The 23,777-nt window shown below is 60.7% G+C and carries 23 protein-coding genes; 12 read left to right on the forward strand and 11 right to left on the reverse strand.

Features of this window, described 5'->3' with window-relative positions; genetic code table 11:
• Positions 1-32 precede the first annotated feature (32 nt).
• From JQF37_RS09155 to JQF37_RS09185, 7 genes are all read left to right on the forward strand, one after another.
• On the forward strand, positions 33-749 hold the full coding sequence (locus JQF37_RS09155; protein ID WP_130204439.1) for a fimbria/pilus chaperone family protein: 717 nt from the start codon (positions 33-35) through the stop codon (positions 747-749).
• Positions 750-884: 135 nt separating this feature from the next.
• Positions 885-3,362: a fimbria/pilus outer membrane usher protein gene (locus JQF37_RS09160; RefSeq protein WP_130204438.1), complete on the forward strand. Its 2,478-nt coding sequence runs from the start codon at positions 885-887 to the stop codon at positions 3,360-3,362.
• 9 nt (positions 3,363-3,371) lie between these two features.
• A complete protein-coding gene (locus tag JQF37_RS09165; protein WP_130204437.1) occupies positions 3,372-4,514 on the forward strand; it encodes a DUF1120 domain-containing protein in 1,143 nt (380 codons plus the stop codon).
• 81 nt (positions 4,515-4,595) lie between these two features.
• Positions 4,596-5,213, forward strand: a complete 618-nt coding sequence (locus tag JQF37_RS09170) for a DUF1120 domain-containing protein (RefSeq protein WP_130204436.1) — start codon at positions 4,596-4,598, stop codon at positions 5,211-5,213.
• 115 nt (positions 5,214-5,328) lie between these two features.
• Entirely contained in the window at positions 5,329-5,946 is a 618-nt protein-coding gene (locus JQF37_RS09175; protein ID WP_130204435.1) for a DUF1120 domain-containing protein, read from the forward strand.
• A 200-nt stretch (positions 5,947-6,146) separates the two neighbouring features.
• The gene (locus tag JQF37_RS09180) at positions 6,147-6,773 is read left to right on the forward strand and encodes a DUF1120 domain-containing protein (protein ID WP_223272639.1); all 627 of its coding nucleotides are present in this window, start codon (positions 6,147-6,149) and stop codon (positions 6,771-6,773) included.
• A 79-nt stretch (positions 6,774-6,852) separates the two neighbouring features.
• A complete protein-coding gene (locus JQF37_RS09185; protein ID WP_130204434.1) occupies positions 6,853-7,503 on the forward strand; it encodes a DUF1120 domain-containing protein in 651 nt (216 codons plus the stop codon).
• Between the two features lie 8 nt (positions 7,504-7,511).
• On the opposite strand, the gene JQF37_RS09190 is transcribed toward JQF37_RS09185, so the two are convergent.
• The 6 genes from JQF37_RS09190 to JQF37_RS09215 form a co-directional block, all read right to left on the reverse strand.
• On the reverse strand, positions 7,512-8,819 hold the full coding sequence (locus JQF37_RS09190) for a CynX/NimT family MFS transporter (protein WP_130204433.1): 1,308 nt from the start codon (positions 8,817-8,819) through the stop codon (positions 7,512-7,514).
• Positions 8,809-9,468, reverse strand: coding sequence for a FadR/GntR family transcriptional regulator (locus tag JQF37_RS09195; RefSeq protein ID WP_130204432.1), 660 nt, complete (start codon positions 9,466-9,468; stop codon positions 8,809-8,811). Before JQF37_RS09195 ends, JQF37_RS09190 begins: the two co-directional genes overlap by 11 nt.
• Before the next feature lie 247 nt (positions 9,469-9,715).
• Entirely contained in the window at positions 9,716-10,480 is a 765-nt protein-coding gene (locus JQF37_RS09200; protein WP_003171943.1) for an amino acid ABC transporter ATP-binding protein, read from the reverse strand.
• A gap of 10 nt (positions 10,481-10,490) precedes the next feature.
• A complete protein-coding gene (locus JQF37_RS09205) occupies positions 10,491-11,588 on the reverse strand; it encodes an amino acid ABC transporter permease (protein WP_130204431.1) in 1,098 nt (365 codons plus the stop codon).
• A 10-nt stretch (positions 11,589-11,598) separates the two neighbouring features.
• Positions 11,599-12,780 carry an amino acid ABC transporter permease gene (locus tag JQF37_RS09210; protein WP_130204430.1) on the reverse strand — a complete coding sequence of 394 codons (1,182 nt, stop codon included), beginning with the start codon at positions 12,778-12,780 and terminating at the stop codon, positions 11,599-11,601.
• A gap of 65 nt (positions 12,781-12,845) precedes the next feature.
• Complete coding sequence (locus tag JQF37_RS09215; protein ID WP_090464863.1) at positions 12,846-13,877, reverse strand: amino acid ABC transporter substrate-binding protein; 1,032 nt, start codon at positions 13,875-13,877, stop codon at positions 12,846-12,848.
• A gap of 466 nt (positions 13,878-14,343) precedes the next feature.
• Between JQF37_RS09215 and JQF37_RS09220 the strand changes: the two genes are divergently transcribed.
• The 5 genes from JQF37_RS09220 to JQF37_RS09240 all read left to right on the forward strand — a co-directional run bounded on the left by JQF37_RS09220 (position 14,344) and on the right by JQF37_RS09240 (position 19,653).
• Complete coding sequence (locus tag JQF37_RS09220) at positions 14,344-15,000, forward strand: alpha/beta hydrolase (protein WP_130204623.1); 657 nt, start codon at positions 14,344-14,346, stop codon at positions 14,998-15,000.
• 97 nt (positions 15,001-15,097) lie between these two features.
• Entirely contained in the window at positions 15,098-16,585 is a 1,488-nt protein-coding gene (rhlB, locus tag JQF37_RS09225; RefSeq protein ID WP_130204429.1) for an ATP-dependent RNA helicase RhlB, read from the forward strand.
• Positions 16,586-16,724: 139 nt separating this feature from the next.
• Complete coding sequence (locus JQF37_RS09230) at positions 16,725-17,669, forward strand: ornithine cyclodeaminase family protein (RefSeq protein WP_130204428.1); 945 nt, start codon at positions 16,725-16,727, stop codon at positions 17,667-17,669.
• A 123-nt stretch (positions 17,670-17,792) separates the two neighbouring features.
• Entirely contained in the window at positions 17,793-18,920 is a 1,128-nt protein-coding gene (locus JQF37_RS09235; RefSeq protein WP_130204427.1) for an FAD-binding oxidoreductase, read from the forward strand.
• 91 nt (positions 18,921-19,011) lie between these two features.
• Complete coding sequence (locus JQF37_RS09240) at positions 19,012-19,653, forward strand: PAS domain-containing protein (protein WP_130204426.1); 642 nt, start codon at positions 19,012-19,014, stop codon at positions 19,651-19,653.
• Positions 19,654-19,760: 107 nt separating this feature from the next.
• Here the strand turns inward: JQF37_RS09240 and JQF37_RS09245 are convergent, their stop codons facing one another.
• From JQF37_RS09245 to JQF37_RS09265, 5 genes are all read right to left on the reverse strand, one after another.
• On the reverse strand, positions 19,761-20,537 hold the full coding sequence (locus JQF37_RS09245; protein ID WP_130204425.1) for an ABC transporter substrate-binding protein: 777 nt from the start codon (positions 20,535-20,537) through the stop codon (positions 19,761-19,763).
• A gap of 287 nt (positions 20,538-20,824) precedes the next feature.
• Positions 20,825-21,277, reverse strand: a complete 453-nt coding sequence (gene moaE / locus JQF37_RS09250; protein ID WP_130204424.1) for a molybdopterin synthase catalytic subunit MoaE — start codon at positions 21,275-21,277, stop codon at positions 20,825-20,827.
• Between the two features lie 3 nt (positions 21,278-21,280).
• Positions 21,281-21,523: a molybdopterin converting factor subunit 1 gene (gene moaD, locus JQF37_RS09255; protein ID WP_130204423.1), complete on the reverse strand. Its 243-nt coding sequence runs from the start codon at positions 21,521-21,523 to the stop codon at positions 21,281-21,283.
• Positions 21,520-21,993, reverse strand: coding sequence for a cyclic pyranopterin monophosphate synthase MoaC (moaC, locus tag JQF37_RS09260; protein WP_046820460.1), 474 nt, complete (start codon positions 21,991-21,993; stop codon positions 21,520-21,522). The genes moaD and moaC overlap by 4 nt, the downstream gene beginning before the upstream one ends.
• Before the next feature lie 127 nt (positions 21,994-22,120).
• Entirely contained in the window at positions 22,121-23,515 is a 1,395-nt protein-coding gene (locus JQF37_RS09265) for a PhoH family protein (protein ID WP_047532864.1), read from the reverse strand.
• Between the last annotated feature and the right edge of the window lie 262 nt (positions 23,516-23,777).

Genomic DNA, 23,777 nt, shown 5'->3' on the forward strand with positions numbered 1-23,777 from the left:
CCTTTTATTCGAACGTTCCCATGAGACACGTCATGCCGAAGTACTTTTCTTTCTCGCGTCAAATGATCCACTCCGGTATTGGCGTACTCGCGCTGTTGCTGACGTCCCATGTCCAGGCCGACGGCATGGTCCCGAACACCTCGGTGGTGATCGTCAACGAGGCTGATGGCGAGGCTTCGGTTTCCGTGACCAATACCGACGCCAACCTGGCGTTGCTGCACGTCACCATTGAAGACATCGAGCAGGACAAAGAATCCCTGGTGTTCGTGACTCCACCGCTGTCCCGCGTCGAGGCGTCGAAAACCCAATTGGTGCGCTTCATCCTGCAATCGGAAAAGCCCTTGCTCACTCAACGCTTGAAGCGCGTGATCTTTGAAGGCATCCCCCAGGGCAGACCTGCCGCCGACGCCGGGCATGCCCGCGTCGGTGTGACGGTGCGCCAGAACCTGCCGCTGATTCTGCACCCCAAGGGCCTGGCGCCCAATCGCACGCCGTGGACCGATCTGCAATGGTCATTGCGGGACGGCCAACTGACCGTGCGCAACGACACACCTTATGTGGTGCGCCTGGCGCAGGAGCTGCAATTGTTGCCGTCCAGGAGCGGTGCTTTGTTGCCGCGAACCTATGTGCTGCCCGGCGAGAGCATCAGTGTGCCGGCAACGGCCACAACCGCGACGCAGGTGCGCTTCCTGCCCGCCACCGTCTACGGTTTTGCGGTGCCGCACTACGACGCACCCGTCGAATCCTGATACGCATCACCCTGGCGCCCCAAGGCAATGTGGGTGCCGACAAGAAACAGAGACGACGACCCGTTGACCGTCGCCGAACGTGTGCCTGAACCACAGCGTGTCGAGCAGCACGCTGGCCTAAGACAAGTGAACTCCATGAACACCGTATCGACCTACCGTGATGGCGAAGCCATGCCCGCGATTCGAGTGGCGAACGCTCGCCTTCCGCGATCCCGAGCCTGGGTGGGGCTGGGGTTGGCCAATGCACTGGTGCTGACCGATGTCGGTGCCGACGCCTTGGCCGACTCGCCGCTGCTGACCTCGTTCGACAAGAGAACGCTGGAGCAACGTGGTATCGACCCGGCACTGGCGACGCTGCTGCTACGAGCGCCACGCTTCACCGCGGGCCGGCATCCGGTCACGCTCACGGTCAACGGTCAGCGCCGTGGGCGGGTGGATGCCGCGTTCAGTCGCCAGGGTGACTTGTGCTTTGACCAGGCCCTGCTCGACACAGCAAATCTGAAGGTTCCTGCTGGCACGCAGGATGATCAGCCTTGTCACGACTTCCTCGGCGCCTGGCCACAAACCGTGATCGACCCGGACCCGGCCAGCCTGGGCCTGTCATTGATCGTGCCCACTGACTCGATCCGCCCGACAACCCGGGACTTTACCGGCTACCAAACCGGTGGCTTCGCCGGTCTGCTCAATTACGACGTCAACAGCCTGCACAGCCACTTCGGCGATCAGTCGAGCCGTTATCTGTCGGCCAATACCGAACTGGGTTTCAACGCCGGCGACTGGATCGTACGCAGTCGTCAGGTGCAGACCCGGCAGGATGACGTGTCGCGCACCAGCCATTTGGCGGCCTATGCCCAGCGCACCTTCGCCAGTCAGCAAGCGGTGCTGCAGGCCGGACAGATCAATCTCTATAACCCGGTGCTCGCCGGTGCGCAGATAACCGGTGTGCAAGTCATGACCGAACAGGCGCTGCGGGTCGAAGGCCAAAACGCGGTGATCGAAGGCATCGCGCACAGCCAGGCGCAGGTCGAAGTCAGACAGAACGGTTCGCTGATTCATACGACGGTGGTGCCCGCCGGTCCGTTTTCCTTGAATGACGTGCGTCGGCTCAACAATCGCTCCGATGTGGAAGTCACGGTCAAAGAGGCGGACGGCAGTGAGCGCAGCTTTACCGTGCCGGCCGCCATGCTCGGTATCGGCCTGCCCGCGCCCGGCTTCTCGCTGGGAGCCGGCCAGGTACGCAGTACAAGTGAGGCTCAGGATGGCGATCCATGGGTGATCAGCGGTGGCTGGAGCGCAGCGCTGGATCCTCGATTGCAGTTCAGCGCGGGCATGACCGGCGCTGCCGATTATCGTGCGACTGGCTTCAGTCTCGGCCTGCTGCCCTCGACCGAGACGCAGATTCAGGCCGGCCTTTTGAGTGCCCATGCCGTTGGACGCGCCCCATCCCGCGGCCTCCAAGGCGACCTGAGCGCATCCCATCGATTCGATGACCAGTGGTCGATCAACGCCGGCAGCTCGTACCGGACCTTCGGCTACCGCGAACTTGAGGATGCCGTTTTCAGCGTCGCTTCAGACAACGACAAGTCCCGTTACCGCGATCGGCAAAGCGTCGCGCTGGCCTGGTCACACCCGGCCCTGGGCACCTTCAGCGGCGGCATGAGTCGCTCGTCTTCATTCGACGGTCAAAGCAACAGTCGTGCGCTGGCGTCCTGGGGCACCAGCATCGGCGGGGTGTCCGTTTCGGCAAGCGCTGAATGGCAACTCAGCGGGGCGAGCCGCAGTGATAACAGTCTTTACCTGAATCTCAGCATTCCCCTGGGCGAAAGTCGCCGGGCACGAACCTGGGTGCGCAGTGCCGCTGGCGAGTACCGCAGCGGTGTCGGCCTGAACGAACGGGTCAACGACCGATTCGGCTATCGGATCGGCGTCGAACACGACACCCGCGACAAACAGATGCAGTCCACTGCCGGCGTTTCGTTGCTGCCGCGCTCCAGCCAGCTGGACCTCAGTTACACCCGTTCCGACGCCGAGCGCTCGAGCTATCAGGCCGGCGCCCGCGGCGGCGCCGTGCTGCATGGCGGTGGCTTGACGCTGTCGCCTTATCCGGTGCGCGACACCTTCGCCCTGCTGTCCGTCGGTGAGATGGACGCCATCAGGGTCAACACCCCCAGCGGCCCGGTCTGGACCGACGGGCAAGGTCAGGCGGTGGTCCCGCAAGTCGCTGCCTATGGCCGCAGTGCGGTGGAAATCGATACCCGTTCGCTACCGCGCAACATCGATATCAACAACGGCATGGCCGTGATATCGGCCGGTCGTGGTGCGGTCGACCGCGTCGAGTTCGGGGTCACGATGACCCGCCGCGCCTTGCTCAAGGTCACCACGAGCCAGGGCACACCACTGCCCCGAGGCGCGACGGTGAATACCGAGGACGGCGAGTTCGTGACGCTGGTTCAGGACGCCGGCCAAGTGTTCTTGCCCAACGTTCTCGACTTGCGCCCTCTGTGGATAACCGCGCCGGGGCTTGAGCGCTGCCGACTGGATTTCGAGCTGCCGGCCAAAGCCGACGCCGAGGCGTACTACGAAACCGCCGTTGCCCAGTGCCGAGCCCTCTGAGGATAATTGATGAACCTGTCCCGTTACCTGCTGCCATTCCTCGCCCCCCTGACGCTGGGCGCCTTCTCATCTCACGCCTGGGCGTTGCCGCAGGACTGTCAGCTCAGCCTCAGCCAGCCCGTGCTCGACTACGGCTTGATGAACCGTGCGATACGCATCGATACAACACCGGTACGTACCTTGGGCGAACGTCGCCTGGGCCTCAACCTGAGTTGTTCGCAGCCCACCGACATGAGCGTGTTCTACCGCGCCATGGCCGCGACCGCCGAACGCTATTACTTCGCGGAGCGCGGCAGCTATGAAATGCGTGTACGCGATGGCGTACTCGATGGGCAATCAGTCGATTTGGGACTGATTTCCAATGTCGGCCAGTCACCTGTGGAAACCGCATCGACCCTGATCTGGCGCCCGGAACACGGCATCGTGCCAGTAAGCGCCGGTACAACGGTGCAGGGTCGGAGCTTCTCCGCGCAGATCGAGGTGACCGCCTGGGCTCAGGAACAAGCGATGCGGGTGCGTGACGCCGTGACCTGGGAAACCACGGGGGTATTCGACGCAGTCGCGGCAGGCCGCTCCCGGGAAGCCATCCTGCGTGCCCGCTTCGCGCCGGGGGCTTGCGAGCCGGTGCTGTCCAACGCCGGCCTGGTCGATTTTGGCAGGTTGTCCAAGAGCGATCTGAATACCGACCAGGGCACTCGACTGCCGCCCAAGACCCTGACGCTGCGGGTCGATTGTGATGCGCCGACCCACTTTGCCCTGGTGATGCACGACAACCGCGCAGGCTCGGCGACGGTCAACAGTGAGATTTATTACGGCCTGGCCTTCGATAACCGTGGCAACAAGATCGGCCTGTATTCGCTGAATGTCGATCCGGCCGATGCCAGCGCCGACAGCTTTGCGCGCCTGTACCGAACCGACTCCACCACCACAGGCGCGGCCTGGAGCACGGCCAGTACAAGCCCGATCCCCGTCGGCCAGAAAAGCTACCTGGGCTTTACCGACATCGCCGGCAGCACCGCAGGCCCGGTCGCGATTCAGAACCTGACAACCGGCGTCACCGTCGAGGCCGTCATTGCGCCCACCTCAACCCTGGACCTGAGCACCGCCGTCCAGCTCGATGGCTCGGGAACGATCGAGATTATTTACCTGTAACACCCAACCCACCTTGTTGACCCCGGGGCGCAATGGAGCGCCTTGGGCGAATCAAGGAATCAACCAGCAAAAAGGAAAAAAATGAAAAAGTACTTCGTGGCCCTGTCGACTGCCGCTCTGGTCAGCGTTGCACCTTATGCCCTCGCGTCGTCAACCGACCTGACGGTCACAGGTGTCATCACCCCGGCTGCCTGCACACCGATCCTGTCCAACGGCGGTGTCGTGGATAACGGCAAGATCTCGGCGAAGGATCTGGACCCAGTGCAGGATACGTTGGTCGGCACCCATCCGCTGCAACTGGCGGTGTCATGCGATGGGCCGACTCAGTTTGCATTAAAGCCCATCGATCGCCAGGCCGGCACGGCCTCTATGGCAAGCTGGTTCGGCCTGGGCCTGACCGACGCAGGCGAGAAACTGGGCTGGGTTCGCGTCGATGTCAAAAATGCCCTGGCAGACGGCGTGGCGGCACAGGCCATCGACTCCGACGACGAGGGTAAAACCTGGAAGGCAACCTGGGTAACAAGCCCCGGATACCTCCTGTCAGTCGGTTCCACCACCGACCTGAGCACCCCGCTGTTTGTGAAAGACCTCACCATGGATCTCGAGGTCAACACCAACATCACCCGCGCCGACAGCCTGACCCTGACCGACGAAGTGGTCATGGACGGTGCCGTGACATTTGAAATGACTTACATCTAACCCCCCGATGCCGAACCACTCGCGGCGTCTGGGCGAGTGGTTCGGCTCACACTTCCTTCCTCGGCACCTTTGGCAAGGGGATGGAAACAACCACTGAAAAGAAGCATTAGCCAATATGAAGAAGTATCTCGCGGCACTTTCCAGCACCGCTCTGATCAGCGTCGCGCCCTTTGCCCTCGCGACCTCCAGTACCGACCTGACGGTCACTGGCGTCATTACGCCACAGGCTTGCACACCGAGCCTGTCCGGCGGTGGCATGGTGGACAACGGCAAGATCTCGGCAAAAGACCTCAATCAAGACAAAGAAACCATACTCCCACCTCAAACGCTGCAAATGACCATCGCCTGTGATGCCCCGACGTTGTTTGCCCTGGACTCAACGGACAACAAGGCAGGTACATCATCCAATGGCTGGTTTGGTTTGGGCTTGACCGACGCCGGCGAAAAAATCGGCTTTGTATACCTGGCCGGCCAGAACCCCGTCGCGGACGGCAATGCTGTGCGGATGATCGAATCGGAAGACGACGGCGCAAGTTGGGAGCTCAGAAACTGGTTAATCCCCGAGTCACTGAGCGCATTCGCCGCTGCCAGCGGCCCCATCACTCCCACCCCCATCAAGGATCTGGCGATGGACCTGGATGTTCAGACGTATATCGCTCGCGCCGACAGCCTGACCCTGACCGATGAAGTCACGCTGGATGGTTCGGCCACCATCGAAGTGAAGTACCTCTAAGCGCATGACGCCGAACCGTTCGCGCCGACGGCGTGACCTTGACCGATGAGGTCGTAATGGATGGCGCCGCGCCTTTGGAAATGACCTACCAGTAAGACCCGACGCTGAGCCGCTCGCAGCGTTCGGGCGAGTGGTTTTGCATCAATACCCAACCCGATCCTCGGGGACCGGGTGCGGTAAACAACCACCAGGATGAAGCAATGACCGACATGAAAAAATACTTCGCAGCACTCTCCGCCACCGCCCTGATGAGCATTGCGCCCTATGCCCTGGCGTCGTCGACCGACCTGACCGTTACCGGGGTCATCACGCCGGCCGCCTGCTCGCCGAGCCTGTCCGAAGGCGGGCAGATTGACATAGGGAAAATCCCTTCGCATACCCTTTATCCAAACACCAGCACATTAGTAAGCACCCACACATTGCAATTGACCGTAGCGTGTGACGCGCCGACCCTGCTCGCACTGAATGCAATCGATCACATGGCGGGTACTGAATATGAACCGGGTTACTTTGGTATAGGACTCACCAAGGCCGGCGAAAAACTGGGTGCGATCTGGCTTAGTGTAAGAAATCCACTGGCGGACGGGCAGCGGGTCACCACCATTGCCTCGTACGATGGCGGAGCAAGCTGGGAGGATTACGACGACTTGAGTCCGAGCAATCTCGTATCGGTCGCTCATCACTCTGATCTCGGCTCTCCGATCCCGGTGAAATATCTCGACACACAGCTATATGTAAGGACCGCCATTGCCCCGGCAAACGGTTTGACACTGACTGACGAGGAAAGCATCAACGGAGAGGCAAGCATCGAAGTGATGTACCTGTAAGTACCCGCTGAATCACTCGCCGTGCGAAATCACGCGTGGTTCAGCCTCACTCGCCTCAACCTGGAAGAGGAACTGATCGTTGAAACACTTTCTTGCGCCCGTTGCAGCTGTTCTATTGATCAACCCGACTCATGGCGTACTGGCAGCATCAACAACGGACTTGACCGTCAAAGGTCTCCTTACCCCCGCCGCCTGCACGCCATCGTTGTTTCCCAACGGCCTGGTCGATTACGGAAAAATTTCCCGGCAGGATCTGAACAGCGATAAACGAACGCGCCTACCAGACAAGTCCCTCGCCTTCGCCATCAGTTGCCAATCACCCACGCGATTCGCCTTGCGCATGCGCGACGATCGTAGCGGTACGGCCATCGTTAACAGCGAAATCCATTACGGCCTGAATCTTGATCGCAGTGGCAACAGGATCGGTCTGTACGCCCTGCACTTCGATCCGGCTCAAACCGTGGTGGATGCACTGCCTCGGGTCTATCGGACCGACTCCACCACCGAAGGCCGGGCCTGGAGCCCGTCGCGCAGCGAGCCGATACCGATTGGCGCCAGAAGCTATCTCGGTTTTACCGAGATAGCGGGCAGCACCGCGGGCCCCGTCGCCATTCAGAACCTGAGCAGTCGCGTGACCCTCGAAACCGTCATCGCGCCCACCTCAGCGCTCGACCTGAGCAGCGATGTCCTTCTCGATGGAGCGGCAAGCCTGGAAGTGCTTTATCTGTAGCGCCGCCCTCAGACTTTTTCGCTTTCGACCTGCACATACAGCGCACGACCGGCCCCCAGGCCAGCGATGATCGCCCCCAGGCCGATGACCCCGAAGATCCAGCCCACGGCATTCCAGCCGCCGGTCCAGTCATGCACGATGCCCACCGCGAACGGCCCCATGGAGGCCAGGGTGTAGCCGAATCCCTGGGCCATGCTCGACAGGTTCGCCGCCACATGGGAATCCCGCGAGCGCAGTACGATCAAGGTCAATGCCAGGCTGAACGTGGCGCCCTGCCCCAGCCCCAGTACGATCGCCCAGCCCCACAAACCTTCGATCGGCGCGTACAGGCAACCGAACAATCCGCCCAGGGTCAGCGCCATGACGATCACGATGGCCACGCGCTGATCCTTGCCGCGAGTGGCCAGCCACGGTGCAGCCAGCGAGCTGACCAGTTGCACGATCACTGAACCCGACAGCACCAGACCGGCCTGGGTCGGCGTCAGGCCACGGCCGATAAGTATCGACGGCAACCAGCCGAACACGATGTAGGCCAGGGACGATTGCAGGCCCATGTACAAGGTCACTTGCCAGGCCAACGGGTCACGCAGCAGTCCGCGAACGCGGTAGGCGACGTTGTGCGCACCGTGTTTCTGGCCGACTTGCGGCAACCAGAACACGGCGGCAACCAGTGCCGGGATCACCCAGAAACCGAGCCCCATTGCCCAGCTCTTGTCGAAATGCTCGCTCAGCGGCACGGTGGAACCTGCGGCCATGGCGGCGCCCAGGCACAGGGCCATGGTGTAGACGCCGGTCATGGTCCCGGCCTGTTTGGCGAAGTCACGCTTGACGATACCCGGCAGCAGCACGCCGATCACACCGATGCTGGCACCGGCCAGCACACTGCCGGCGAACAGGCCGATCTCGCCAATGGAACTGCGCAGAATGATCCCCCCGGCCAGGGTCAGGAGGATGCCCAGCACCACCCGCTCGGCGCCAAAACGTCGCGCCAGCAGCGGCGCCAGCGGCGCGAACAGCCCCAGGCAGAGGACCGGCAAGGTGGTCAGCAAACCGGCCTGGGCCGCCGACAACCCGAGACTTTTCGACACGTCGCTGAGCATCGGCGCCATGCTCGACAGTGCCGGGCGCAGGTTCAGCGCCACCAGAATCAGGCCCAACAGCAACAGCCATGGCCGGCGCAAGACCGGTCGGGTTTGCTGGACTTGTTCATCATCGGCTTCGGCGTCGATCAGCAGCTCTTCCAGCTCCGCCGTGCGTTTGGGTTGAGCGGTGTTGCCTGGATCGCTGGTCATGGTGCTCCCGGTTTCAAGGTTCATTGATCAACTGCCTCGACAAGGCTTTGGCCCGCTCCGGGTCGCGTTGCTCGACCGCATCGAGCAACGCGATGTGCAGGTCGAACACTTCCTGTCGGCGCGGGACGATGTTCAGGGTCTGACGCAACTGCGCGCCGACCACGCTGGAGAAGTAGCGATACAGCTCGCTGAGGGTCGGGTTGTGCGCGGCGTCCACCAGACGGCGGTGGAACACCAGATCGCAGGCGATGTAAGTATCGAGATCGCCGTGATAGTGACTGCCGCTCACCCCCAGCGCCTCGCGCAACGCCAGCAGGTCTTCATCGGTACGACGCAAGGCGGCCAAGCCGATGGCCTCGACTTCGAGGATGTGCCGGGTTTCCCGGGCCTGCTCGAGGGAGCAACGGGACAACGCCTTGAGCGTGTCCAGTGGATCGACCACCGCCCGCAAATAACTGCCGTCGCCCTGGCGGATCTCGATCAGCCCGGAAAACGCCAGCACCCGCATGGCTTCACGCACGGTGTTGCGGCTGATGCCCAGCTCGGTGGACAACTCGGGTTCGGTGGGCAAGCGCTGACCCACCACCCAGACACCCTGGTTGATACGCAGGCGCAACTGATCCAGGGCCTGATCGACCAGGGATCGTTTAACTAATGGAGAGATTTCAGACATTGGATTCGCCCTGTCATCCAATCATAGGATGAATTTCCTGGCATGTTAGTCAGCTTGTTCCGCAACGGCAACCACCTGTAGGAGCGAGCCTGCTCGCGATGGACGAGAGAACGCCGCGGGGCATCAGGAAATCAGCGTTAACGTTAACGTCCATCGCGAGCAGGCTCGCTCCAACAGGGGTCGGGATTTCTTCGGGCAAAAATAAACCCGGAACTCAGTCCGGGTTTATTTCACTGCCGAGGGTCGATCAATGCAGGATCTGGCTCAGGAACAGCTTGGTGCGGTCGTTCTGCGGGTTGTCGAAGAAGTCGTTCGGCGCAGCCTGTTCGACGATTTCGCCCTTGTCCATGAAGATCACGCGGTTGGCCACGGTACGGGCGAAGCCCATTTCGTGGGTTACGCAGAGCATGGTCATGCCGTCTTCGGCCAGGCCAATCATGGTGTCCAGCACCTCTTTCACCATCTCGGGGTCGAGTGCCGAAGTCGGTTCGTCGAACAACATGATTTTCGGTTTCATGCACAGCGCACGGGCAATCGCCACACGCTGCTGCTGACCGCCGGACAGTTGCCCCGGGAATTTATGCGCCTGCTCCGGAATGCGTACGCGCTCCAGGTAGTGCATGGCGATTTCCTCGGCCTTGCGCTTGGGCATCTTGCGCACCCACATCGGTGCCAGGGTGCAGTTCTGCAAAATGGTCAGGTGCGGAAACAGGTTGAAGTGCTGGAACACCATGCCGACTTCGCGGCGGATCGCTTCGATCTGCTTGAGGTCGTTGGTCAACTCCACGCCATCGACCACGATGCGGCCCTGCTGGTGCTCTTCCAGACGGTTGAGGCAGCGGATGGTGGTGGACTTGCCGGAACCCGACGGACCACACAGAACGATACGCTCGCCCTGCTTGACGTTGAGGTTGATGTCCTTGAGTACGTGAAACTGGCCGTACCACTTGTTTACGCCCTGCATCTGAATAATGCCTTCAGGGCTCACAGGCTGTTTGATTGCTTCGCTCATAAAAGAACTCCTAACGCTTGTGGCCAGTGTCGAGCTTACGTTCCAAATGCATGGAGTAGCGGGACATACCAAAACAGAAAATCCAGAACACCAGGGCTGCGAATACATAGCCTTCGGTGGCCATGCCCAGCCATTTCGGGTCGGCGGCGGCTTGTTTGACGCTGTTGAGCAAGTCGAACAGGCCGATGATGATCACCAGGCTGGTGTCCTTGAACAGGGCAATGAAGGTGTTGACGATGCCGGGGATCACCAGCTTCAGGGCTTGCGGCAGAATCACCAGGCCCATGCTGCGCCAGTATCCCAGGCCCATCGCCGCAGCGGCTTCGTACTGCCCCTTGGGAATCGCTTGCAGCCCACCGCGCACCACTTCAGCCACGTAGGCTGACTGGAACAGGATCACACCGATCAGGGCCCGCAGCAGTTTGTCGAAGTTCATGCCCTCGGGCAGGAACAACGGCAGCATCACCGAGGACATGAACAGCACCGTGATCAACGGCACGCCGCGCCAGAACTCAATGAAAGTCACGCAGACCACACGAATCGCCGGCATGTTCGAACGACGGCCCAGGGCCAGGACAATCCCCAGCGGCAACGCACCGGCAATACCGACGGTGGCGATCACCAGGGTCAGCATCAAGCCGCCCCATTGGCTGGTCGCCACGTTGGTCAGTCCGAAGAGACCACCATGCAACAGGAAGTAGGCAATGATCGGGTACAGCACCAGGAAGCTCAGGCCATACACTGCTTTACGGGGAAAGCGCGAGATGAACAGCGGTGCCACACCGATGACCGCCAGCCACACCGTCAGGTCCACGCGCCAGCGCAGTTCCGGCGGGTAGTAGCCGTACATGAACTGGCCGAAGCGCTGCTGGATGAACACCCAGCAGGCGCCCTCCTTCGTGCAGTCGGCGCGAGTGGTGCCGACCCAGTTGGCGTCGAGGATCGCCCAATGCAGGATCGGCGGCACCACCAGGTAGATCAGGTAGAACGCAAACAGGGTCAGCAGGGTATTGAGCCAGCTGGAGAACATGTTCGCGCGCATCCACGCCACCACACCGATGCTGCTGCTCGGAGGTGGCATGTCGGGTTTGAAAGTATGAGTACTCATGCGCTTTTCCTTACCGCTCGATCAGCGCAATGCGCTTGTTGTACCAGTTCATCAGCAAGGAAATGCTGATACTGATCGCCAGGTACACGCTCATGGTGATCGCAATCACTTCGATCGCCTGCCCGGTCTGGTTCAGCACCGTACCGGCAAACAGCGAGACCATTTCCGGGTAACCGATACCGGCCGCCAGCGACGAGTTCTTCGCCAGGTTCAGGTATTGGCTGGTCAGCGGCGGAATGATCACGCGCAGGGCTTGCGGGATGATCACCTTGCGCAGGGTCGGGCCGTTGCGCAGGCCGAGCGAATGCGCCGCTTCGGTCTGGCCATGGCTGACCGACTTGATCCCCGAGCGCACGATCTCGGCGATGAACGCCGCGGTGTACACCGTCAGGGCCAGGGTCAAGGCCAGCAGTTCCGGGATCAGCACCCAGCCACCGACGAAGTTGAAGCCTTGCAGCTTCGGCATTTCCCAATGCAGCGGCGCGCCGAAGATCAGCGCGCACAGCGCCGGAATCACCAGGAACAGCGCCAGGCCGGTCCAGAACTTGTGGAACGGCACACCGGTGGCTTCGAAGCGTTTGTTGGCCCAGCGGCACATCAGCACGATGGCGACGATAGCCACGACCACGCTGGCCACGAACGGCCAGAAACCGTCTGCCGTCAGCGCGGCCGGCATGTTCAGGCCACGGCTGCTGACGAAGAAGGTGTCGCCGAAGTTATGGCTGTTACGCGGCCCCGGCATGGTCAGGAACACCGCGAAGTACCAGAACAGGATCTGCAGCAGCGGCGGAATGTTACGGAAAACTTCCACGTACACCGTCGCCAGCTTGGCGATGATCCAGTTTTTCGACAGCCGCGCCACACCGACGATGAAACCGAGGATCGTCGCCAGGATCACGCCAATGAAAGTCACCAACAGGGTGTTGAGCAGACCGATGACAAACACCCGGGCGTATGTGTCCGATTCGGTGTAGTCGATCAGGTGTTGAGCGATGCCGAACCCGGCACTGCGCTCCAGAAAGCTGAAGCCCGAGGTAATGCCCCGGTGCTGAAGGTTGGTCTGTGTGTTATCGAACAGATACCAGCCCATCGAGACCACCGCGACAATGGTGATGATCTGGAATAGCCACGCACGCACTTTCGGATCGCTGAGGCTGAGCCTCTGCTTTGGTGCGCCGATTGAATTTTGCATGAAGTGCCCCGCAAATAATGGAACAGAACATCACCCGGTGGTTGGCCCACCGGGTGATAGAACCATCAGCGCACTGGTGGTGCGTATTGAATGCCGCCAGCGTTCCACAAGGCGTTCAGCCCGCGGTCGATTTCCAGCGGAGTGCTCTTGCCGAGGTTTTTCTCGAACACTTCGCCGTAGTTGCCGACTTGCTTGACGATCTGGACAACCCAGTCCTTTTTCACTTTCAGGTCTTTGCCGTATTCACCGTCGGTACCCAGCAGACGGGCAACGTCCGGGTTCTTGGTGGACTTGGCTTCAGCTTCGACGTTCTTCGAAGTGATGCCGGCCTCTTCAGCGTTGAGCATGGCGTAGCCAGTCCAGCGCACGATGGCCAGCCACTCGTCGTCGCCGTTACGCACGACCGGGCCCAATGGCTCCTTGGAGATGGTTTCCGGCAGAACCACGTAGTCCTTAGGCGAAGCCAGCTTGCTGCGCTGGGCAAACAGCTGGGACTTGTCGGAAGTCAGTACGTCGCAACGACCGGATTCCAGCGACTTGGCGCTTTCGTCGGAGGTGTCGAACGTGATCGGGGTGTACTTCAGGTTGTTGCCACGGAAGTAGTCGGAAACGTTCAGCTCGGTGGTGGTACCGGCCTGGATGCAGATGGTCGCGCCGTCCAGCTCTTTGGCACTCTTGACGCCCAGCTTGTTGTTAACCAGGAAACCGATGCCGTCGTAGTAAGTGATGAAGCCGGGGAATTTCAGACCCATGCCTGCGTCACGGGAACTGGTCATGGTGGTGTTGCGCGACAGGATGTCGATTTCGCCGGACTGCAGCGCGGTGAAGCGCTCCTTGGCGTTCAACTGACTGAACTTGACCTTGGTCGCGTCGCCGAAAACAGCTGCAGCCACCGCGCGGCAGTAGTCCGCGTCGATGCCCACGATCTTGCCGGTGGAGTCTGGAACCGAGAAACCAGGCAGGCCATCGCTGACGCCGCACTGTACGAAACCTTTCTTCTGCACTGCATCCAGGGTCGCGCCCGCCTGAGCGAACCCACTGACGCCGAGTACTGCGGCTGCAGTCACGACTGCCAGGGTGGATTTCAACATCTTCATTCAAACCTCCAGTTTTGCTCTTGTTGTGTCGGAGCGTGGTCCAATCGCACCCTTTTGAGGCATTGTTGACCCTTGTTGGCTTTTTTTAGGGTCAAGCGACGTAGGACCGTAGCTATGAGTCTAGTAGGAGAAAATCCACATCAGGGACAACTCACTTCTCACCAGTCGGCCGAACGGGCTGTAGCCCTTCACGTTCGCGAAGCCCGTAGCGGCCACTGGCGAACATCCATCACCGGATTTTTTGCTCTCCCACGGTCAGCGGTACACTGATAGTGTTACCGACAGGCGTAGGATCTTTCGTACGAGCATGTGCATAGCAAACCCCGTACCACACCGCTTGCAAAATCGTTTCAGGCGCAGGTCAAGAGCAAAACTTTCAGCCTTGCGACATCTACTTAACTGATCAACCGGACGCGCACTCAGACCTCGCACTTAATGAGCGCGCATGCACAACATTGGAGCAGCCATGACCGAGCCCTTGATTCTAGAACCCGTCAAGCCCGCAGACGCCTGCGTCATCTGGCTGCACGGCCTTGGCGCCGATCGCTACGACTTCCTGCCGGTCGCCGAAGCGCTGCAGGAAACCTTGCTGACCACCCGCTTCGTACTCCCCCAGGCGCCCACCTGTGCTGTCACTATCAATGGTGGTTACAAGATGCCGAGCTGGTACGACATATTGGCCATGAGTCCGGCGCGCGCGATCAACCGTGAACAACTGGAGGAATCGGCACAACGGGTCATCCAGCTGATCGATGTGCAACGAGCAGCCGGAATAGACGCCTCGCGGATTTTTCTGGCCGGTTTTTCCCAGGGCGGTGCCGTGGTACTGCACACCGCGTTCCTGAAATGGCAGGGAGCATTGGGCGGCGTACTTGCCCTCTCGACCTATGCACCGACGTTCAGCGACGCCCTGGAACTGTCCGCCAGCCAGCAGCGCATTCCGGTGCTGTCGCTGCACGGTCAGTACGACGATGTCGTGCAAAACTCGATGGGCCGAACCGCCTACGAGCATTTGAAACAGCGTGGTGTCACCGTGACATGGCAGGAATACCCAATGGGTCACGAAGTGTTACCCGAGGAAATTCGCGACATAGGCGTCTGGCTCACCGAGCGCTTGCGTTAAACCGAATGTTTAAAAACACCCTTTGATCCATCCCACTACGCCGCGCCCGATTCTTGCATTACACTGGCCGGCGTACATTCCTTAACCAATTGATGAGATGACCGTGCTCAAAGCACTCAAGAAAATGTTCGGTAAAAGCGAGACTGAGCAACTCGCGCCAGTCCCCAGCGCTCCGTCTCACACGCCCAGCCACCGCGCCGACGGTCATCCGTCTGGTCGGGCCGCTACCGTAGCGGCACCGAAACACGAGCCCAAGCCCGCTCCGGCCGTCGAACCTGCGGCGCCAATCACTTCCGAACAACCTCGCAACGAAACACCGAAACCCGCCAAACCGCGCCGCGAACCGAAGCCAAAGGCCCCGGTAATCCCTTGGAAACTCGAAGATTTCGTCGTCGAGCCGCAGGAAGGCAAAACCCGCTTCCACGATTTCAAACTCGCCCCGGAACTGATGCACGCCATCCAGGACCTGGGTTTCCCGTATTGCACGCCGATCCAGGCACAGGTGCTGGGCTTCACCCTCGCGGGCAAAGATGCCATCGGCCGCGCCCAGACCGGCACCGGCAAGACCGCTGCGTTCCTGATCTCGATCATCACCCAACTGCTGCAAACCCCGCCGCCGAAAGAGCGCTACATGGGTGAGCCACGGGCACTGATCATCGCGCCGACCCGCGAGCTGGTGGTGCAGATCGCCAAGGACGCCGCCGACCTGACCAAGTACACCGGCCTCAACGTCATGACCTTCGTCGGCGGCATGGACTTCGACAAGCAGCTCAAGCACCTCGAGGCCCGTCACTGCGACATCCTCGTCGCCACGCCGGGCCGTCTGCTGGACTTCAACCAGCGCGGCGACGTGCACCTGGACATGGTCGAAGTCATGGTGCTCGACGAAGCCGACCGCATGCTCGACATGGGTTTCATCCCGCAAGTGCGCCAGATCATTCGCCAGACCCCGCCCAAGAGCGAGCGTCAGACGTTGCTGTTCTCCGCGACCTTCACCGAAGACGTGATGAACCTCGCCAAGCAGTGGACCACCGACCCGGCCATCGTCGAAATCGAAATCACCAACGTTGCCAACGAAAACGTCGAGCAGCACATCTACGCGGTGGCCGCTGCCGACAAGTACAAACTGCTCTACAACCTGGTCAACGATAACGGCTGGGAGCGGGTGATCGTGTTCGCCAACCGCAAGGATGAAGTGCGGCGCATCGAAGAACGCCTGGTGCGTGATGGCATCAATGCGGCGCAGCTGTCCGGCGACGTGCCGCAGCACAAGCGCATCAAGACCCTGGAAGGTTTCCGCGAAGGCAAGATCCGTGTGTTGGTCGCCACCGACGTGGCCGGGCGCGGCATCCACATCGACGGCATCAGCCACGTGATCAACTTCACCCTGCCGGAAGTCCCGGACGACTACGTGCACCGCATCGGGCGTACCGGTCGTGCTGGTGCCGACGGTGTCTCCATCAGTTTTGCCGGTGAAGACGACTCCTACCAGCTGCCATCCATCGAAGAGAAGCTGGGTCGCAAGATCAGCTGTGAAACGCCACCGACGCACCTGCTGCGTGCGGTTGAGCGCAAGCGTCCGTAACGGACGACGCATAGAAAGAGGCGCAGCCGGAAACGGACTGCGCCTTTTTTTCGCCCGGCTTTTTTTCAACAGGCGCTTGCTCGCGATATTTAAATGTCCATAATGGACAAATTAGTTTATCCCGATACCCGGAGCCACCATGACCAACAGCCCCCATGTGATCACCCAACCGCAGGCCCGTGAGTGGCTGGCCCAGGTCGACGTACCGCAGATCATGCGCAACCTGTTCCGCGACCTCGCCGCCGGCCAGGCGGTGCAACCGGCGCAGCAACTGGTGGAGTTTCCCCAGGGCGCCGGCGACTTCATCAACTATCTGGGTGTGCTGGCCAAAGAAGGCGTTTACGGGGTCAAGACGTCGCCGTACATCGTGCGCGAACAAGGCCCGCTGGTGACCGCCTGGACCTTGCTGATGTCGATGCAGACCGGTCAGCCGCTGCTGTTGTGCGATGCGGGCGAACTGACCACGGCGCGCACCGCCGCGACGACCGCCGTGGCGGTCGATGCACTCGCACCGCTCAAAGCGACTCGCCTGGCAATCATCGGCAGCGGCAAGGTCGCCCAGGCGCATTTGCGCTACGTGAAGCACCTGCGCGACTGGCAGAGCATCAGCCTGTACTCGCCAAACCTGAGCGACGACGTTGAAACCGTGGCCCTGCTGAAAAGCATCGAGCCACGCCTGACCATCGTCGACAGCCGCGAAGCCGCTGTCGTCGACGCGCAGGTGATCATGCTCTGCACCTCATCCGCCGGCCCGGTGATCGACCCGTCCAGCCTGCGCAAACCGGCGTTGATCACCTCCATCAGCACCAACGCCCCACGCGCCCACGAAGTGCCGCCACAAAGCCTCAATGACATGCAGGTATTCTGTGACTATCGTCTGACCACCCCCGGCTCGGCCGGCGAGATGCTGATTGCCGGCGAACAACATGGCTGGAATAACGATGCGATTGTCGGCGACCTGGCCGATCTGCTGAGCGAGAAAGTGCAGCGCCCTGACTACCATCGCCATGTGTTCTTCCGCTCCATCGGCCTGGGCCTGGAAGACATCGCGCTGGCCAATGCCATCTACCGCCTACAACCATAACACCCCACCCTGCGGGAGCTGGCTTGCCAGCGATGCAGACGCCACGGTCCATCATTTACACCGCGGCGATGCGATCGCCAGCAAGCCGGCTCCTACAGGGATGACCGATAACAGGAGACGTTCATGAGCCACGCAGATTTCATCATCATCGGCGGCGGGATTGCCGGCGCTTCCACCGGTTTCTGGCTGTCGCAGCACGGGCGCGTGATCGTGCTCGAACGCGAATCCCATCCGGCCTATCACTCCACCGGTCGCTCGGCGGCGCTGTACACCGCCGCTTATGGCACGCCGCAGGTTCGCGCCTTGACCCAGGCCAGCCGCGCGTTTTTCGACACGCCACCCACCGGCTTCTGCGAGCACCCGTTGCTCGCCCCGCGCGGCGAAATGACCGTGGACTTCACCGGCGACCCGGCCGAACTGAACAATCAATACCTGAGCGCCAAGGCCACGGTGCCCGAGATGCAATTGCTCAGCGCCGAAGAGGCCTGCGCCCGCCTGCCAATCCTGCGCCAGGAAAAAGTCCACGGCGCGATCTACGACCCGACCGCCAGCGACATCGACACCGACGCGCTGCACCAGGGCTATCTGCGCGGCATCCGCCGCCACAAAGGCGAAGTCCATACAGACTGCGAAGTACTGGGCCTGAGCCGCGACGCCGAAGGCGTGTGGCAGGTACAGACCCACGCCGGCACCTTCAGCGCGCCGGTCATCATCAACGCCGCTGGCGCCTGGGCCGACAAGATCGGTGAACTGGCCGGCGCCAAACCCCTGGGCCTGCAACCCAAGCGGCGCGCGGCGTTCATTTTCGCCGGCCCCGAGGGCGTGGACATTCATCACTGGCCGATGCTGGTCAGCCTCGACGAGTCCTTCTACATGAAACCCGATGCCGGGATGTTCCTCGGCTCACCGGCCAACGCCGATCCGGTAGAACCCCACGATGTGCAGCCTGAGGAGCTGGACATCGCCATGGGCATTTACCAGATCGAAGAAGCCACGACCCTGACCATCCGCCGTCCGACCCGCACCTGGGCCGGCCTGCGCAGCTTCGTCAGTGACGGCGACCTGTTGTCCGGTTTCGATCCACAGGTGCCAGGCCTGTTCTGGGTGGCGGCACAGGGCGGCTATGGCATCCAGACCTCGCCTGCCATGGGCCAGGCCAGCGCCGCCCTGGTGCGCGGTGAAGCATTGCCCGAGCCACTCACGCGCTTCGGCCTGAACGCCGCCATGCTCTCCCCTGCCCGCCTGGGCTGATCCTCACCCTCAGGTGACGCGCCGACACGATTGCGGCACACTTTCAGAGCCCCGTTTTTCGGGGCGCTGAAGCTGCCCGGAGCCCCATGTGATGAACGCCCCCGAAAAAGACCCGGCCCTGAACGACGCCTCCCTGGATAACTTCCGGGCGATTGCCGACGCCATCGCCACGTTGTTCTTTCCCCACGCCGAAGTGGTGCTGCACGACTTGCGCACGCAGAAGGTCGACTACATCGCCAACAACCTGTCGAAAAGGGAGATAGGCGACGACTCGGCGCTCGAAGACATGCTCAGCGACGATGTCACCGAACGAAATATCGGGCCGTATGAAAAGCTCAACTGGGATGGTCAGAAAATTCGCAGCCTGAGCACCGTCCTGCGCGACCGCGACGGTCATCCTGTGGCGGTGCTGTGCATCAATCTGAATATTTCGCTGTTTGAAAACGCCAAGGCGGCGCTGGACCTGTTTCTGTCGCCGACCAAACTGATTCCGCAACCGGACTCACTGTTTCGCGATGACTGGCAGGAGCGCATCAACACCTTCCTGCACAATTGGCTGCGCGAGCGGCAACTGAGCCTGAACCTGCTGACCCGCGACCACAAACGCGAACTGGTGCTGGCGCTGCACGCCGAAGGGGCCTTCAAAGGCAAAAGCGCTTCGAACTATGTGGCCAATGTGCTGAACATGGGACGGGCGACGGTGTACAAGCATTTGAAGGAATTGAAAGCCTAGCGGCTGTGTTGATTGGTCTGGCCCCATCGCCAGCAGGCTGGCTCCTACAGGGGATTTGCGGCGTACACAAAACCTGTGGGAGCTAGCCTGCTGGCGATGGCGGTAGATCAGTCGCCGTAGATGTCGGACTTGAAGTACTTATCGGAAATCTTCTGATATTCGCCATTGGCGCGAATGCCGTCGATGGCGGTGTTCAGCTCGCTGACCAACTCGGCATTACCCTTGCGCACGGCAATCCCGGCGCCCTCGCCAACATATTTCGGGTCCTTCAACTCAGGCCCGACAAACGCGTAGCCCTTACCGCGCGGCATCGACAGGAAGTCATTGAGCGGAATGGTGTCGGCAAAAATGGCGTCGAGGCGACCGGCCGCCAGGTCCATGTAGATCTCTTCGTTGTTGCTGTAACGCTTGACGTTGATACCTTCGGGCTCGAACACCTCGGTGGCATAACGGTCAGTGGTGGTGGCGCGCTGCACGCCGATCGTCTTGCCTTTGAGGCTGGCGTACTGGTCATCCACCACCGCGCCTTCCTTCATCACCAGGCGCGATGAAGTGAAGTAGTACTTGTGGCTGAAATCCACCGACTTCTTGCGGTCGTCGTTGATGGTCATGGACGACAGCGCCATGTCGATCTTCTTCACTTTCAGGGAAGGAATCAGACCGTCGAACTCGCCTTCAACCCACACACACTTGACCTTCATCTGGGCGCACAGAGCATTCCCGATGTCGTAGTCGAAACCGACGATTTCGCCTTTATCGGTTTTGGAAGCGAACGGCGGGTAAGCGGCCTCGATACCGATGCGCAAGGTTTTCTCGGCGGCAAACAGACTACTGCACGCCAACAGGCTCAGGGCCAGACCGGTGATGAGGGGAAACTTCTTCATGTTCGTTCTCTCGCGGGTTGTTGTTGGTTTGGCAAGACAGAAGAAAGAGTTGAAACAGGGAAAGCCGTTTTTGTACTTAGAATTCCATACTGGACTTTTACGTATTATTCGTCAATCAGACAAATGCAGCCCGTATCGGCCGGTGGTCGGGAGGGGAGTCAGTAAAAGTGTTGGTGGTGCGGATGACGCCATCGCGAGCAGGCTCGCCCCCACAGTGGGCCTGTGTTTGCCGTTGCAATGTGGGAGCGAGCCTGCTCGCGATGGCTTACCTGGAAACGCCGCAGAACTTACTGCTTCCAGCGATCCGCCGCCGCATGATCGCTGTCGCGCCCTTCGACCCAACGCGGGCCGTCGCTGGTGTTTTCTTTCTTCCAGAACGGTGCGCGGGTTTTCAGGTAGTCCATGACAAAGGCGCAGGCGTCGAACGCGGCCTGACGGTGCGCACTGGCGGTGCCGACAAAGACGATGGGCTCGCCCGGCTCCAGCGCGCCAATGCGATGCAGCACTTCCAGCTTGAGCAGCGGCCAGCGCTGTTCGGCCTCGCTGGCAATCCTGGCGAGGGCTTTTTCGGTCATGCCCGGATAGTGCTCGAGGAACATTCCGGCCACGTCGAGCCCGTCATTGAAGTCGCGCACGTAGCCGACAAAACTCACCACTGCGCCGACGCCGACATTGGCATCGTGCATGGCGTTGACTTCGGCTCCCGGATCGAACGCCGTGGACTGCACGCGAATCGCCATGGATCAGCCCCCGGTCACGGTCGGAAAAAACGCCACTTCGTCGCCCTCGTTCACCGGCTCGTCGAGCTGGCAGAGGTCTTCGTTGCGCGCGCACATCAGGTTCTGCTCGCTCAGCACCTCGGCGCCGTCGCGCTGGGCCAGCAATGCCCGGACGTCGTCGACAGTGGCGAAATCACCCTGAACCTGTACCGAGTCCACGCCAATCGCCTCGCGATAACGGGCAAAAAATTTCACCGTGACGTTCATGGCTGATCTGCCTGGAAATGCCCGCTCTTGCCGCCGACTTTTTCCAGCAGACGCACGCTTTCGATGGTCATACCGCGATCGACGGCCTTGCACATGTCGTAAATGGTCAGCGCTGCCACACTGGCGGCGGTCAGGGCTTCCATCTCGACGCCGGTCTGCCCGGACAGTTTGCAGCGCGCCACGATACGTACGCTGTCCTCGCCCTCGGCACTGAGCTCGACTTTCACGCCGGTCAGCATCAGCGGGTGGCACAGGGGAATCAGGTCGCTGGTTTTCTTCGCCGCTTGAATGCCGGCAATGCGCGCCACGGCGAAGACATCACCCTTGGGGTGACCGCCGCTGACGATCATCTGCAGGGTTTCGGGCAGCATGCGCACCAGCGCTTGGGCCGTCGCCTCACGGAACGTCACGGCTTTTTCGGTGACGTCGACCATGTTGGCGCGACCTTGGGAATCGAGATGAGTCAGCACGGGGTTACTCCTGATCAGGAGCGTCGATTGTAAACCTGCGGGTCAGATTTCCGCACGCACGATTATCGGCCCGTCGGGCATAAAAAAACCGGGCGGCTTTGGCGGCCGCCCGGTTTTGGTTGAACGGTTACAGATGCGATTCGGCGTATTCGGCCAGGATCGAACGTGGCACTCCTTGCAGGGTGATGTGCACCCCGTTCGGGAAGTCCTTGAAGCGTTCCGTCAGGTAGGTCAGCCCGGAGCTGGTCGCGGACAGGTAGGGGGTGTCGATCTGCGCCAGGTTACCCAGGCACACCACTTTGGAACCGGCGCCGGCACGGGTGATGATGGTTTTCATCTGGTGCGGCGTGAGGTTTTGGCACTCGTCGATCAGGATCAGACTCTGCTGGAAGCTGCGGCCCCGTATGTAGTTGAGGGATTTGAACTGCAACGGCACTTTGCTGAGGATGTAATCGACGCTGCCATGGGTGCTTTCGTCATCCATGTGCAAGGCTTCGAGGTTGTCGGTGATGGCGCCCAGCCATGGCTCCATTTTTTCCGCTTCGGTACCGGGCAGGAAGCCGATTTCCTGGTCCAGGCCCTGCACGCTACGGGTGGCAATGATCCGGCGGTAGCGCTTGCTGACCATGGTTTGCTCGATGGCTGCCGCCAGCGCCAGGATGGTTTTACCGGAGCCGGCCGCACCGGACAGGTTGACCAGGTGGATGTCTGGATCCAGCAAGGCGTAGAGCGCCAGGCTCTGATAAATGTCCCGTGGCTTCAGGCCCCAGGCTTCCTGATGCAGCAGGGGTTCCTGGTGCAGGTCCAGAATCAGCAGCTTGTCTTCTTCGATCTCCTTGATCCAGCCGACAAAGCCCTGCTCATCGATGATGAACTCGTTGATGTGCACGGCCGGCAAGTTGTCGATCAGTTGCACCTGATGCCAGGTGCGGCCATGGTCCTGACGGGTTTCGACCTTGCTCACACGGTCCCAGAAGGAACCGGTCATGTTGTGATAACCATTGGGCAGCAGCGATACGTCGTCAACCAGTTGGTCGGTGCTGTAGTCCTCGGCCGCGATCCCGCAAGCGCGGGCCTTGAGGCGCATGTTGATGTCTTTGGTGACCAGCACCACGGGCAGTTTCGGATCGCGCGCGTGCAGGTCGATCAGTTGGTTGATGATTTTGTTGTCGTTCAGATGCTCGGGCAGAATCAGGTTCGGCTCGGCACGCTTGCTCATCAGAATTGACAGCAATCCCTTCGGCCCGCTCTTGCCCCGCTGGATCGGCACACCCTGTTCGACGTCCTCGGGGGAGGCATCGCCCAGGGTCTTGTCGATCAGGCGAATGGCCTGGCGGCATTCGGCCGCGACGCTGTGATGCCCGCTCTTGAGCTTGTCGAGCTCTTCCAGCACGGTCATCGGGATGGCGACGTGGTGTTCTTCGAAATTGAGGAGCGCGTTTGGATCGTGAATCAATACATTGGTATCGAGTACATAAAGGATTGGCTGGTTGGAAGAAGAGCTACGTCCGTGATCATCCATACTCGGTCACCTTTGTGGGAGCCAGTCGACGCAATACCTTGGCGGTGCTGCGCCTCGAAGTGGCCGCCGAATCTCACCTGCGGAGATCCAAGTGACTGCAAACAAACGGGTCTTGGAAGACGCCACCTGTGTTGCAGGTTTCGGCGGTCTGTCTTCGTAATACTCCAAAACACATGACAGAAAAAAGCACTTTGACGTTTTTTTGAAGTTTATTTTTCAGAATGACCAATAGCACTTGGCGGACTGCCATCACCCCGTTAAA

Origin of the sequence: Pseudomonas sp. MIL9, from assembly GCF_016887925.1 — a bacterium.
Taxonomy (GTDB): domain Bacteria; phylum Pseudomonadota; class Gammaproteobacteria; order Pseudomonadales; family Pseudomonadaceae; genus Aquipseudomonas; species Aquipseudomonas mohnii.

Excerpts from the sequence above, each read along its gene's own strand:
- JQF37_RS09220 (WP_130204623.1), top strand. The coding sequence starts at position 14,344 with ATGACCGAGCCCTTGATTCTAGAACCCGTCAAGCCCGCAGACGCCTGC.
- JQF37_RS09195 (WP_130204432.1), bottom strand. The coding sequence starts at position 9,468 with ATGTCTGAAATCTCTCCATTAGTTAAACGATCCCTGGTCGATCAGGCC.
- JQF37_RS09210 (WP_130204430.1), bottom strand. The coding sequence starts at position 12,780 with ATGCAAAATTCAATCGGCGCACCAAAGCAGAGGCTCAGCCTCAGCGAT.
- JQF37_RS09200 (WP_003171943.1), bottom strand. The coding sequence starts at position 10,480 with ATGAGCGAAGCAATCAAACAGCCTGTGAGCCCTGAAGGCATTATTCAG.
- JQF37_RS09155 (WP_130204439.1), top strand. The coding sequence starts at position 33 with ATGCCGAAGTACTTTTCTTTCTCGCGTCAAATGATCCACTCCGGTATT.
- JQF37_RS09265 (WP_047532864.1), bottom strand. The coding sequence starts at position 23,515 with ATGGATGATCACGGACGTAGCTCTTCTTCCAACCAGCCAATCCTTTAT.
- JQF37_RS09240 (WP_130204426.1), top strand. The coding sequence starts at position 19,012 with ATGAACGCCCCCGAAAAAGACCCGGCCCTGAACGACGCCTCCCTGGAT.
- JQF37_RS09245 (WP_130204425.1), bottom strand. The coding sequence starts at position 20,537 with ATGAAGAAGTTTCCCCTCATCACCGGTCTGGCCCTGAGCCTGTTGGCG.
- JQF37_RS09175 (WP_130204435.1), top strand. The coding sequence starts at position 5,329 with ATGAAGAAGTATCTCGCGGCACTTTCCAGCACCGCTCTGATCAGCGTC.
- JQF37_RS09170 (WP_130204436.1), top strand. The coding sequence starts at position 4,596 with ATGAAAAAGTACTTCGTGGCCCTGTCGACTGCCGCTCTGGTCAGCGTT.
- JQF37_RS09215 (WP_090464863.1), bottom strand. The coding sequence starts at position 13,877 with ATGAAGATGTTGAAATCCACCCTGGCAGTCGTGACTGCAGCCGCAGTA.
- moaD (WP_130204423.1), bottom strand. The coding sequence starts at position 21,523 with ATGAACGTCACGGTGAAATTTTTTGCCCGTTATCGCGAGGCGATTGGC.
- JQF37_RS09180 (WP_223272639.1), top strand. The coding sequence starts at position 6,147 with ATGACCGACATGAAAAAATACTTCGCAGCACTCTCCGCCACCGCCCTG.
- JQF37_RS09230 (WP_130204428.1), top strand. The coding sequence starts at position 16,725 with ATGACCAACAGCCCCCATGTGATCACCCAACCGCAGGCCCGTGAGTGG.
- rhlB (WP_130204429.1), top strand. The coding sequence starts at position 15,098 with ATGACCGTGCTCAAAGCACTCAAGAAAATGTTCGGTAAAAGCGAGACT.
- JQF37_RS09190 (WP_130204433.1), bottom strand. The coding sequence starts at position 8,819 with ATGAACCTTGAAACCGGGAGCACCATGACCAGCGATCCAGGCAACACC.
- JQF37_RS09235 (WP_130204427.1), top strand. The coding sequence starts at position 17,793 with ATGAGCCACGCAGATTTCATCATCATCGGCGGCGGGATTGCCGGCGCT.
- JQF37_RS09160 (WP_130204438.1), top strand. The coding sequence starts at position 885 with ATGAACACCGTATCGACCTACCGTGATGGCGAAGCCATGCCCGCGATT.
- moaE (WP_130204424.1), bottom strand. The coding sequence starts at position 21,277 with ATGGCGATTCGCGTGCAGTCCACGGCGTTCGATCCGGGAGCCGAAGTC.
- JQF37_RS09165 (WP_130204437.1), top strand. The coding sequence starts at position 3,372 with ATGAACCTGTCCCGTTACCTGCTGCCATTCCTCGCCCCCCTGACGCTG.
- JQF37_RS09205 (WP_130204431.1), bottom strand. The coding sequence starts at position 11,588 with ATGAGTACTCATACTTTCAAACCCGACATGCCACCTCCGAGCAGCAGC.